13 protein-coding genes are annotated in these 12,264 nt (G+C 53.1%); 12 read left to right on the forward strand and 1 reads right to left on the reverse strand.

Annotated features, from left to right (window positions below; all coding sequences use genetic code 11):
- Nucleotides 1-78: 78 nt before the first annotated feature.
- The 12 genes from ACI1P2_RS18950 (at nt 79) to ACI1P2_RS19005 (ending at nt 10,596) form a co-directional block, all read left to right on the forward strand.
- Nucleotides 79-324, forward strand: a complete 246-nt coding sequence (locus tag ACI1P2_RS18950) for an acyl carrier protein (RefSeq protein WP_355321504.1) — start codon at nt 79-81, stop codon at nt 322-324.
- On the forward strand, nt 317-1,339 hold the full coding sequence (locus ACI1P2_RS18955; RefSeq protein ID WP_408976272.1) for a BtrH N-terminal domain-containing protein: 1,023 nt from the start codon (nt 317-319) through the stop codon (nt 1,337-1,339). The genes ACI1P2_RS18950 and ACI1P2_RS18955 overlap by 8 nt, the downstream gene beginning before the upstream one ends.
- Before the next feature lie 13 nt (nt 1,340-1,352).
- Entirely contained in the window at nt 1,353-2,345 is a 993-nt protein-coding gene (locus ACI1P2_RS18960) for an ABC transporter ATP-binding protein (RefSeq protein WP_355321508.1), read from the forward strand.
- Complete coding sequence (locus ACI1P2_RS18965; RefSeq protein WP_355321510.1) at nt 2,302-3,156, forward strand: ABC transporter permease; 855 nt, start codon at nt 2,302-2,304, stop codon at nt 3,154-3,156. Before ACI1P2_RS18960 ends, ACI1P2_RS18965 begins: the two co-directional genes overlap by 44 nt.
- A 1-nt stretch (nt 3,157) precedes the next feature.
- Nucleotides 3,158-3,970 (forward strand): ABC transporter permease, encoded by an 813-nt coding sequence (locus ACI1P2_RS18970; RefSeq protein ID WP_355321512.1) that lies wholly within the window; start codon nt 3,158-3,160, stop codon nt 3,968-3,970.
- A gap of 48 nt (nt 3,971-4,018) precedes the next feature.
- Entirely contained in the window at nt 4,019-5,413 is a 1,395-nt protein-coding gene (locus tag ACI1P2_RS18975) for a hypothetical protein (protein WP_355321513.1), read from the forward strand.
- A 53-nt stretch (nt 5,414-5,466) separates the two neighbouring features.
- Nucleotides 5,467-6,606, forward strand: coding sequence for a UDP-glucuronosyltransferase (locus ACI1P2_RS18980; protein WP_355321515.1), 1,140 nt, complete (start codon nt 5,467-5,469; stop codon nt 6,604-6,606).
- A complete protein-coding gene (locus ACI1P2_RS18985; RefSeq protein ID WP_355321517.1) occupies nt 6,603-7,634 on the forward strand; it encodes a Gfo/Idh/MocA family protein in 1,032 nt (343 codons plus the stop codon). Before ACI1P2_RS18980 ends, ACI1P2_RS18985 begins: the two co-directional genes overlap by 4 nt.
- Before the next feature lie 14 nt (nt 7,635-7,648).
- Nucleotides 7,649-8,953: a type III PLP-dependent enzyme gene (locus ACI1P2_RS18990; RefSeq protein WP_355321519.1), complete on the forward strand. Its 1,305-nt coding sequence runs from the start codon at nt 7,649-7,651 to the stop codon at nt 8,951-8,953.
- Nucleotides 8,954-9,161: 208 nt separating this feature from the next.
- Complete coding sequence (locus ACI1P2_RS18995; RefSeq protein WP_018885466.1) at nt 9,162-9,386, forward strand: helix-turn-helix domain-containing protein; 225 nt, start codon at nt 9,162-9,164, stop codon at nt 9,384-9,386.
- Nucleotides 9,387-9,678: 292 nt separating this feature from the next.
- A complete protein-coding gene (locus ACI1P2_RS19000; RefSeq protein WP_355321521.1) occupies nt 9,679-10,170 on the forward strand; it encodes a hypothetical protein in 492 nt (163 codons plus the stop codon).
- A gap of 177 nt (nt 10,171-10,347) precedes the next feature.
- Nucleotides 10,348-10,596, forward strand: coding sequence for a hypothetical protein (locus ACI1P2_RS19005; RefSeq protein ID WP_355321523.1), 249 nt, complete (start codon nt 10,348-10,350; stop codon nt 10,594-10,596).
- 79 nt (nt 10,597-10,675) lie between these two features.
- Here the strand turns inward: ACI1P2_RS19005 and ACI1P2_RS19010 are convergent, their stop codons facing one another.
- Nucleotides 10,676-12,031 (reverse strand): dipeptidase, encoded by a 1,356-nt coding sequence (locus ACI1P2_RS19010; RefSeq protein WP_355321525.1) that lies wholly within the window; start codon nt 12,029-12,031, stop codon nt 10,676-10,678.
- Nucleotides 12,032-12,264 lie beyond the last annotated feature (233 nt).

A 12,264-nucleotide genomic window follows, 5' to 3' on the forward strand; every position in this document is an offset into this window, starting at 1 on the left:
TGAAAATAGACAGTCTTGTTCAGTTAAGAAGGTTCTGATAAGAAGGTTCTGAACCTACCAAGGAATGGAGGAGTCTGGATGGAGACAGGTGTGAGCATCGTACTGCCCTTGTTGGAAAGGGTGCTGAAGCTGCCAGAAGGCGAGCTGGCCGGGATGGAGGCGGACCGGGATTTGCGGAGCTTGGGACTGAATTCGCTGTCCGCCGTTGAATTGATTGTGGAATTGGAGAACGAGCTCAACATTATCATTGATGACGATGATCTGCTGCTGGACAATCTGTCCACTCTGAACGAGATTGAACAGTTGCTGGGCAGATATGTATAAGGCCGGGACAGATTTACACGGACAATCCGTGTCGGGAACAGGCCGGGTAGGCAAGCATTGCCTTTATTCTTCTCTGTGCGGCCTGCTGCTGCGCAGAGGCATTGCAGCCGCCGAGGCCGATTTGTTCATGCTGGCGGGCAGCATGAACGCGGAATATGAGGGAGAGCTGCGTCCGTTTGGTCCGGGAACCTTCGCGAATCAGCTGCGCAGAATCACCGCCTCCGGAGGTCCTGCCATCCGGGTTGAAACCTGGGATCCGCAGGACAGCGGTCCGCACAAGCTGCTGAAGGTATTGCATAACGGGTATGGCACGATGCTGCATGTATCCAGCGCGGCCTTGACGTATCACGAAATTTACGTTATCAACCGCGCACGCGGACATGTGGTCGAGCTGCACAGCCTGGATGAAGAATCACGGACTGTCCATGTATCGGACAGCTTCCTGCTGGACTCATCAGGCCAGGCGTTTCAATACACGGGGGCTGCCCGCCTTGACGATCTGCTGGGCGGAGTGCTGGATTATGCCTGGCTGGCGCTCCCGCCAGCCGCGCTTTCGCCAGCCAGGATGTATCGAGCATGCGCCCAACATATCCGGGATTATCTGACAGGCCGGAGCGACGAGCCCCGGTTCCGAAAAGGGGATGCGGCTTATCGCGCCTTTATTGCGGATTTTCAACTGTTGACCGATATGAACGACCAGGAATTCCGGTACCACTGTGGAGAGATTTATTATCAGCTGCGGATCGGCACTGCGCTTACCCTGGCGGATTATCTCCAGGATTATACCCAGCTTCATCAGGATGCGCTGGGGCCGGGAGCGCATTTAATTGCCGACGGGGCCGCTGAGCTTTATGCCGGCTGGCACCGCCTGAATCTGCAAATTTACAAGACAGGCCTGCAGCTTGGCAGACACCGTGTGCAGACGCTGATCAGCCGCGCGAACGAGCTGGCCGATCAGCAGTACCGGCTGCTAGAACAGCTTCTGCCGCTTGCGGAAGCCGCTGCACAACATTAAGGAGGGAAACGTTTTGCCGGTGATTACACTGAACCGATTGTCGAAAACATTTACGTACTACAAAAAAGAACCGGGTGTTCGCAAATCGCTGCAAAATCTGTTCCGCAGGGAAAAGCTGGCCAAGGAAGCCGTCAAGGACATCAGCTTTACCGTCAGGGAGGGCGAAATGGTCGGTTTTCTCGGGCCGAACGGGGCGGGCAAAACGACAACTCTGAAAATGCTGTCAGGCATTCTGCATCCGAGCAGCGGCGAAGCTTCCGTGCTGGGATTCACCCCCTGGAAAAGGCAGAAGGAATTCAAAAGGCAGTTCTCCATTGTTATGGGGCAAAAAAATCAGCTGTGGTGGGATTTGCCCGCAAGCGAATCCTTTGCGCTGAACAAGCTGATTTACGAAATCGGCGACCATGAATTCCGCGCTTCACTGGATGAATTGGTCACGCTGCTTGATGTGGAAGAGCAGCTGCATGTGCAGGTGCGGCGGCTGTCGCTTGGGGAGCGCATGAAAATGGAGCTGATTGCCGCACTGCTGCACCGGCCGAAGGTGATTTTACTGGATGAGCCGACCATCGGTCTGGATATGGTATCCCAGCGCCGGATCCGGGAATTCTTCAAGGCGTATAACCGGCAGCACCGGACGACGGTGCTGCTGACCAGCCATTACATGAAGGATATCGAGGATTTATGCACAAGGGCGATCATTATTAGCGGCGGAAGCCTTGTCTATGACGGGGACCTGAAGAGCGTCAATGAGCGGCTGGGCGCCCGCAAGCTGCTCAAGGTCCGTCTGGCCGAGCCGGTAGCCCAGAAGCAGCTCGCGGGTCTGGGCAGCGTCCGCTCGAGCAGCCAACTGGAGGCTGTATTTGAGGTGGATGCGGAAGACACGCTCGGATGGTCGAAAAAGGTGCTTGATGCGCTGCCTGTCGTGGATTTTACCATTGAGGATGTCCCGCTGGAGGAAGGCATTGAAAATCTGTACAACGAAGGCAGATGGGCCGATGCGAAATAATCCGCTCGAAAATAACAAGTATGTCAAAGTATTTCTACTTGGCATGCAGAACGAGATGGAGTACAGGACGAACTATTGGCTGCAGCTTTTTTCCTTCACCCTGCCGTTAATGACACAGGTATTTCTCTGGCTTGCCGTCTTCGGCTCTTCGGGCGAACGGCGGCTACTTGGTTATACGCTGGAGGAAATGCTTATTTATGTGGTGATGGCAGCGGTCACCGGCAGGCTGATTTCGGCCGGATTTGAATACGAGATTGCGGCGGATATCAAGGAGGGCGGCCTTGGCAAATTTCTTGTGCAGCCTGTTCATTATTTTGCCTATCGTTTTTTTCGGTTTGCCGGCGGCAAAGCGGTGCAGAGCACGGTCATTTGGGCAGGCGCTGTCTGTACGCTGGCCGGGCTCAGTCTGTGGGGTGGCACTGACTTTTCAATTACGCATCTTTTGCTGTATATGCTGACTCTGCCCGGAGCGCTGCTGCTGAATTTTCTCGTCTATTATACCCTCAGCGGCATGGCTTTCTGGATTACGGAATCCACGGGGCTGTTCTATACGCTGTCCCTCGTCATTTATGTCGCGAGCGGAACCGTCTTCCCGCTGACTATTTTCGGGGAGGCGGTGGGCAGGCTGCTGAGCCTGCTGCCATTTGCTTATACGGTGTTTTTTCCTGTGAATGCGATCACCGGAAAGCTGGAAGGTCCCCTCATTGCGGCTGGAATCGGGGTACAGGTTTTCTGGATTGCCGTCCTTTTTATTCTTTCGGGCGTTGTATGGCGCGCGGGTGTCAGACGCTTTGTGTCAGTGGGAGGGTAAAATGAGCAATTTACTGTGGACCTGTATCCGCTATGCCAGGCTGTATGGGCGGTTCATCAAATTTTCCGTCATGTCGCAAATGGAATACCGGATCAATTTTATCACCGCATTTCTCGTGGAGACGGCTTACCTGCTGATCAAGCTGCTCTATGCCTCGGTCCCTTACCGGACAGGCACGGACATCAACGGATGGTCCCCGGATGCGGTGCTCCTGTATATCGGGGTGTTTACGATCATGAGCGGCCTGTACAGCGGGCTTTTTTACAGTAATTTTACCGGGCTGCCGGCCAAAATCCGCACAGGCTCGCTGGATGTGCTGATGACCCAGCCGGTCTCCCTGCAGTTTATTGTCACCCTGCGGCAGTTCGATCTTGGCTACACCATTCCCAATGTCGTGGGGGGAGGCATCATGGCAGTCATCGGCTGGCATCGTCTGCAGCTGCCGTTCACCTGGGACGCGATTGGCGGTTTTATCCTGCTGCTGGCTGTCGGTGTGCTTACCGCTTATTCCGTCTTTCTGCTGCCGCAAATGCTGGGTTTCTGGACCATTCGCACGAATGGGGTAACGGAATTGTCGAACAGCCTGTTTGAAACAAATTACGTGCCGATGTCGGTATATAGCAATCTTATTCAGAGGGTCGGCATTTTTGTGCTGCCGGTATTCGTCATCTGCAATTTTCCGCCGATGTTTGTGCTGGGCATGATGAATGGCAGCCTGCTGTTGTGGGCTGTATTGGCTCCGCTTTGGCTTCTGCTGGTCGTGCGATTGCTCTGGCAGTTTGCGCTGCGCGGTTATACGAGCGCCAGTCAATGACTGGACAGGGAAAGGAGCAGCATTCTATTTTTCGGGGAGGAAGAGTGAATGGCATCGGATGTACCTGCGTTGAAGCGCCTATATATGGGAACTTTTGAGGCTGAATCTTATTGGAAAGATCCGGATACGGCTTCCCTGCCCGCTCTGCCGGACCGATCCGGCGCGGCAATTGTCGCCGCGATGGATGAGCTGCTGTTTTGCTTCTGTGGACAGAGGGATGTGCTGCTTACCCGATATGCCATGTCCCCTGTACACAGGCAGTATATATCCGGGTTCGGCTTCATGCCTGCTGTAAATGAGCATGATCTGTACAGAGGCGAACCCGCCAATGCGGATTCCACCGCTTCCGTTTTTGAACTGCTTTGCAGGCGCCGGGAAGACGGTTGGCCGGGGCTGCCGGAATTGCGGGATTGTCTGCTCGCCCCGTTTGCGTACCTTCCATACACGGAGGAGGCGGCAAAAGCGTGGGGCATCCGCCTTCATCAGCCGTCTCTTGAGACGATCCGCAAAGTGAATGCCAAGACATACTCCTCCATGTTGAAAAAGCGCTTTGGGCTGAGTAATCCCGGTTTGATCGTTACAAGCGCAGCTGAATTGGAGCAGGAAGGGCGGAAGCTGCTGATCGAAGGCACTTTTCTGGTAAAGGACGATTTTGGCGTGTCCGGCAAAGGCAATCTGCACATCACTTCCCTGCAGATGCTGGGGCGGATCGTAGCGTATCTGGGGCAGCAGGAGCGGAAGGGAAAGAGGGTTTGTTTCATATTGGAGCCTTTCCTGGAGAAAGAGCGGGATTTTTCCTGCCAATTTGTCGTTTCCGAGGCTGGGGAGGTCGATATTCTCTCCGTGCAGCTGCTGGCCAATTCGAGCTTTTCCTACAGGGAGTCGCTGCTGCCTGATCCGGGATTCATGGAGATGCTTGAAGAAAAGGGTTATTTTTCGCTGATGAAGGCGGTCGGAAGGCAGCTGTGGGCGGACGGTTATTTTGGGGATGTGTGTGTGGATTCGATGACCCTCAGGGACGGACGTCTTGAGGAAATTGTAGAGATCAACGCACGGCGTTCCATGAGCCTGATCAAGCACCGCATTGATTTGCTCCTGGCAGAACGGTCGCTGCGCGGCAGCATGACCAATTATACGCTGTCCCATCAGGGGACGCTGCCGTACGAGGATCTGCTGGACAAGCTGGAGCAAGCGAAGCTGCTTTTCACGGACAGCCGTGAAGAAGGAGTGATGCCTCTCTCGGCTAACACGCTTTATGTGAATACAGGAGGAAGGAATGCGGCCAGTCTGGACAAAGATGACCATAGAGACGCAAGCACGGGACGAAAAGGAAAAGGGCGGCTCTACCTGGCATTGATCGCTGAGAATCAGGACAGAAAGGCGCAGTTGACACAGCAACTGGAGCGTTTTTTTGCTGAAAACCGGTTTGCTGTACTCAATTAGCTGATCATGTGTGAAAGGAATTTTATTTTTTGAAATAGCTGGGGGGAAGGGAAATGAAGGTTACGATATTATGCTCCGGTTTCGGATTGGGATTCTATACGCCCGGATTGCTGATTGAAGCGGGGCTGTGCAGGCTTGGCATCGGGACAGCCGTTCATGTATTCGAGAATGTGCTGCCGGAATCCGCCCGTACCAAGGTGGATCAGAATCGTAAAGCCTATCATGACAACTTCAAGATTGCGCTGATGTCACAAAAAATCCCGCAGGATATGAGCGAATCCATCGATCCGGAAGCGCTGGAGCAGCTTCTGTCCCTATGGTGCGAGGAAGACCGCCGCCATTTTATTTGTCTGTCAGGCCACTGGATATACGTCCTGGAGGAATACCGGTCCCGGCGGAGCGGGGTTCCTCTTCACATCGAGCTGCTATACATGGATTCTACGCCGTCCCCGTCCTGGAAAAATGTTGCGCGGCACCGGCCGCGCTTTGCTGAAGGTTGCGGTCAGCTTACTCTGTTTGACCGCGCCTCAGGCAGCATAAACTGCTATATCGATGTCCCTGTTCCCTTTGTATCCTACAAGGAGCGGGAGCATCGGCTGTTCATTCACGGCGGAGGCTGGGGCATGGGCACCTATCGTGACAAGCTGGACGAGCTGGCAGCCGCCGGCTATGGGCTGGATATCATGCTGTATAACGATGATGCTCCTGACCAGAGCGGCAGCAGCAGATATTACCGGATGGATCCGCAGTGGCGGACATGGCAGGCGGGAGCGAATGGCAGACATATCTTTCCTCCTTTTGCCGAAGTTCATCCCGGTAAAGAAACCCTATACCGCAATCAGGAGGAATATCATCTGTTGTATGTACGGCAGCGTCGGATGAAAGCCATTGTCAGCAAGCCCGGAGGGGGCACCATGACCGATTCATTTGCATCCGCGACGCCGCTGATCATGCTGGAGCCTTTCGGCGCGCATGAGAAGGACAATGCGGACCTGTGGGAAGAGCTTGGATTCGGCATCCGTTACGAGCGCTGGATTTCGGAATACGGTGGCGGTGCGGACATTCTGGAGAAGATGCATACGGCCATGCTGGAAACGAAAAAGCGGACTCCGGAATGCGCGGGACTGCTGGCGCGGCGCCTTGGCCTGTACCCCGTGCAGACCGTCCCCAGTATGGAGGAGGGGAGCCGATGAACACTGCCGCCGCATTTGCGCCGCCCTTCCCGGTTGGAAAGTCCGTCCGGTTTGGCGTCATTGGCTGCTCGTCCATCGTGCCGCGCGCGCTGCTTGAGCCTGCCCGCTATGTTGAGTATTCGGCTGTTGTGGCCGTTGCGAACCGGACTGTCGCCAAAGCCGAGTTGATGGCGGAGCAGTACGGCATCGGCACAGTGCACCGGACCCCTGCAGAGTTATTAAATGACAGTGAGGTGGATGCCGCATATATTGCGCTCAGCAACGACCTGCATGCCGAATGGATTGCAAAGGCGCTGAACGCCGGCAAACACGTGCTGGTCGAAAAGCCGCTGTGCCTGCACACAGATGAACTGGACCTGATTGAGTCGGCATTGCGGGCGGACGGGCCACTCTTGCTGGAAGGGGTAATGGTCAGGCATCATCCATGGCAGGACAAGCTCCGTGCCATGATAAACGACCACAGCTTCGGCAGGCTGCGCTCGGTGGAAACCAGTCTGTGCATCCCGGCCAAAAACGGGCACAAAGACAACTACCGCAGCCGTCCGGAGCAGGGAGGGGGCTGCTTCAGGGATCTCGGTGTTTACTGGCTGCAGTTTCTGCAGACGCTGGTTGGGCTGGACGGGGCTGACTTTCAGGGGCAATCCTCCTTCGACGGGCCAGGGGGCTGCGACTGGACCTTTCAGGCGCAGGCGGAGTACCCGGAAGGCTTGAAGGCGGCGGTCTTATGCTCCTTCGAGCGTCCATACCGCTGCTCCCACACCCTGACCTTCGACGATGCAGTCGTTTCCCTGAATGATTGCTTCCGCGCCAACCTTGGATTTTATAAAATGACGCTGCGTATTCGTCGATCCGGCGGGCTGCCCGCTAAAGCCGAATTCAGGCCCATGAATTATTATGTGAATCAGCTCGATTGCTTTTGCCGGATCGTCCGCGGGACGGCCGTGCCCGTCCCTTTCCAGGAATCGGCGGAACGGATCAGGCTGCTGGATTCCATTTATCAATCGGCCCGACAGAGCAGGGTGAAGTGAAGGGAGAGGTTTTCGTGAATTTAACGGATGATCAGCTGTTTTCCTTAATCCGGAGCCACAGGACCCCGTTCTTTCTGTATGACGGAGATGCCCTCTGCTCCCATGTGAGCAGCATACTCGCCCGCTTGCATCCGTCGATCAAGCTGCATTATGCGCTGAAAGCGAACGGGAATGTCAGCATCGCTGCGCTGCTCCGCTCCCTTGGCTGCGGGGCGGAGATTGCCTCGTCAGGAGAGCTGTATACAGCTCTTAAAGCAGGCTATGAACCGGAGGATATCATTTTTGCCGGACCGGGGAAAACGGAATCCGAGCTGAATGAAGCTGCAGAGACAGGAATCGGGTGTATCAATGTTGAATCGGTCCGCGAGCTAAGGCTGCTGGAAAAAGCGGCGGCGCGCAGCGGTGTCCGTGTGCGGGCAGCCGTCCGTATCAATCCTGACGCGGATGTATCCGGGGCGACGATTAAAATGGGCGGGGCAGCCCGCCCGTTTGGTGTGGATGAATCCCAGCTGGACGTTTTCTTTGCAGCTTTGCGGGAATGCGGGCATATTCAATTTCAGGGCATCCAGATTTATACGGGCACCCAGATGCTGAAGGCGGAGGAGATTATTGGATCGTTTGCGAATACCGTCAGGCTTGCCGGAGAGATTGGCGAGAAATACAGCCTGCCTATTCATAGCATTAATCTGGGCGGCGGCTTTGGCATTCCTTATTTTGCTCATGAACAGCCGCTCGATATGGATCAGGTGCTCCAGCACCTCAACAGACTGGCGGCAGAGGCGGTGCAGCGTATGCCCGGCGTTCGTCTGATCATCGAGAGCGGAAGGTATCTGGTTGCTTGTTCCGGAATGTATGTGACAAAGGTGCTGTATACGAAAACGTCCAAGGGAGAAAAGTTTGCCGTCACGGACGGAGGCATGAACCATTACGCTTCGGCAGCTTTCCGGGGCCGCAGGCTGCGCGATAATTTTCCAGTGAAGGTGTTCAGTGCACACAAGAAACAGCAGGACGTGGATAAAGCCGGAGAGACCGGACAGCAGGAAGAGGAGGTCACCGTAGTCGGCCCGCTTTGCACTCCCGAGGATTGTCTTGTACGGAAAGCGAAGCTGCCGCCTATCAGGGAAGATGACTACATCGGCATCCCCAATGCGGGTGCATACGGACTCAGCTACAGCCCTGTTGATTTTCTCGGCCATCCGACTCCGGCAGAGCTGCTCGCAGCCGGCGGGCAGGTATATGTGATCCGGGAACACGGCAACCGTACGGATGCCCTGCGCCATCAGCGTCTGATTATGCCAAAGACGCTCCAGCAGATATAAACAAGAATGTATGTTCTTTATTTAGCCCATAAATATCCCCTTTTTTTCAGCCCGCGCCGGTACGGCAGCGGGTTTTTTGCGCATAGGCAGCCTCCCTTGCCCATTTTTCTTCTCATACAGAACCAACCCTGTCATCATTACATAAAATATGTTGACTGTATCCCTTAACCTTGTTACACCACATAAACCCGGGCAAGGAGGGGTGAACTTGAAGGGTAGCGACCATAAGAGCAAATTTTTGTTAACTCACCGTGAACGTGAAGTATTTGAACTGCTGGTGCAGGACAAGACGACACGTGACATAGCTGGCCAGCTATTCATTAGCGAGAAGACGGTGCGTAATCATATCTCCAATGTCATGCAGAAGCTGAATGTTAAGGGTCGTTCACAAGCGGTCGTAGAGCTAATTAAGCTCGGAGAGCTTAAAATCTAGATACTTACGCCTTAAAGTAGAGGCATGCCCCTCTCTCCCTATCCTTTTGTAAGGATAAGTGGGAGAGGGGGTTGTTTTTTTCTCGCACCAGCCGTTCTCTGGAATTACGGGACGGCTGTTTTTTTGTTTTAGAGTAAAAAATGTATTTCCGAATAATCCAAGGTTAAGATATAATAACGTAAGTGCTTTGATTTCATGGGAATATATCCCTCACCCCCTTATAAATAGGGGAACTCATTGATGTTTTTTCACGTTTGTAGTACATTAGCAGAGAATCCAAAGGAGGCTTCTAATGTACGGTAATAGACAAGAGGATACATTATACATCATGACATACACCTTGAACAGTGGCATCAAGGGCACTGTGCCTTTGTCTAATCAACAGATCCGAGAATGGATGGATTGTTACCGAAACGGGCGCAAGTTCGTCACCGAGATCGGTAAAGAATTCTTCGGGCTGCATTCGGAGCTGGTTGCCGATTTTAAGGTGCATAATGCCCATTCAAGCTATCAGGAAGTACTTGCTCCTGTACAGCAGCAGCATGACCACAGTATGAAGCAGTTATCGAACGCTTATAAAGCTTCAGAGATTCTCATCAAAATCGACTGCAAATGCGGAACGGCCTACGTCACGGAATCACCCTTCAAGAGAACGAAATGGTACTGCACGAAATGCAGGGAAATCGTATTCCTGGACAGCAAAAAAGGAATGGTTGAGACATCCAGGGGCGAAGCTTACTACATGACCAATAAATACTTTGTGGAACGGGGAACAACTGGCTGAGCCGGTTGTTTTTTGTTTGTGAATCTTTGTCAGCATTTTGGAGATACTATGATTCCCCAAGCAACCGAAATTCTTAGGTGACAATGAAGACCTTTTTGTGATTAAATGTTTCTAAAACCGATTTTAAACAGATAACAAATGACTTCTCTCCGAAGTCGGAATGTAGGGTGCATAACGGTGGAGAAATGGTGGAAAAGGAAAAAAAACAATAAAGGCAATAAAATCAGATACGCGGGTTCAAGATATGTTTACGACTGGAACGATGTTAAAGAGGTGCTGAGCCTCGCCCTTCTTTTGGGAGCGTTAATCGGCTGGCCGGTTTTCAGTCTCATTTTTTGGATGCTTGGTCATTCTTTTTTAGGCCCGGTATCGCTGATTTGTTCGATATTGGGGGCATACGTCTTGTACAGAGGTCTCACGAAATGAAAAAAACGTTATCTCCAACCAAAATGTGAAAGGCATCCCGGAGCACATCATGCTTAGGGATGCCTTATTTGTACTGTGATTACAGCGCTTTTAAATACTCTACAATCGTCAGCAGGCCTTTATCGAAGTTTTCCAGATGAAAATGCTCGTTTGGTGCATGCAGATTCTCATCTGGCAGGCCGAAGCCCATAAGCACGACCGGCGCTGCCAGCACGCGGGAGAACGTTTCAACAATCGGAATGGAGCCCCCGTCCTTGGTGAACACGGCCCGTGTTCCGTATACACGTTCAAAGGCGTCAGCCGCTGACTGCAGCATTGGATGGGAAGGATCGATATTAAACGCGTTTGCTTTTTCACCCTGAATCACCTCAAGACGGGCCCCGGGCTGAATATGCTCATGCAGGTGACGTTCGATTTTATCAAGAATATCCTGCGGATTTTGCCGGGCTACGAGACGGCATGTAATTTTCGCGTGGGCTTCCTTCGGGATGACGGTTTTGGTGCCTTCTCCCTGGAAGCCGCCGTATACACCATTCAGCTCAAGCGTAGGCCGGGCCCCGACACGCTCCACGAAGCTGTAGTCACCCTCGCCATAAAGGGTATCAAGCCCGAGATCGGTGCGCAGTTTTTCCTCATTAAGATCCTGCTTGGCAAACTCCGCCTTCATGGCAGGAGAGAGCGATTCAACATCATCATAAAAGCCTGCTACACTGACCTCTCCTTTGTCATTATGAAGGGAAGCGAGCAGGGACACCATGGCATGCAGCGCGTTGGGCACACCGCCTCCGAAGGAGCCGGAATGCAAATCGGTATTTGCCGTATGTACTGCCACTTCAAGCGAGCAAAGGCCGCGCAGCCCAGTGCAGATGGCAGGTTTTCCTTTTTCAATCAGGGCGGTATCCGAAATCAGCACCGCATCCGCAGCCAAATGTCCTGCACCGTCAGAAAGGTAGGCGAGCAGGTTGGGGCTGGAAATTTCCTCTTCTCCTTCAATGAAGAATTTAATGTTGACCGGAAGCTGCCCCTCCTGGCGCAAAATGGCCTCGACCGCCTTGATATGCATGAAGACCTGACCTTTGTCATCGGTTGCCCCGCGCGCATAGATTTTGTTGTCACGGATCGAAGGTTCGAATGGAGGCGTCTCCCACAGATGAAGCGGATCCACGGGCTGCACGTCGTAATGTCCGTATACGAGCAGCGTCGGCTTGCCCGGAGCATGCAGATGATCGGCGTAAACGAGCGGATGCCCTTTCGTCGGGATTATCTCAACATTCTCCAGGCCTGCCTGTGTCAGTTTGTCAGCCAGCCAGGAAGCAGCCTGGTTAACGTCTTCTTTATGCTCCGACAGTGCGGAAATGCTGGGGATGGAAAGCCATTGCTTCAGCTCGTCCAGATGTTTTTCCCTGTTTTGTTCAAAATAAACGGAGTAGTTCATCGTCGTTATCCTCCTAAAATAGTTGTTAAGTTATATAGTACTACGTTTTGCACAGATCGCAAAAACAGGTTGGGGAGATAGGTGCGGGAACATAAGAAAAACGTCTATCGACGTACATTCAAAGAAGACAGACCGCATTTAGCAGTAGTTTTTCTTGTGATTCCAGGAAGCTTATACCAAGAAGTTTATACTTTCTGGAATCTTAGGAAAAAGGGGCAGTCCCGGGTCAGTAA

The organism is Paenibacillus jiangxiensis (genome assembly GCF_046098255.1).
In the GTDB taxonomy this organism is placed as follows: domain Bacteria; phylum Bacillota; class Bacilli; order Paenibacillales; family Paenibacillaceae; genus Paenibacillus; species Paenibacillus jiagnxiensis.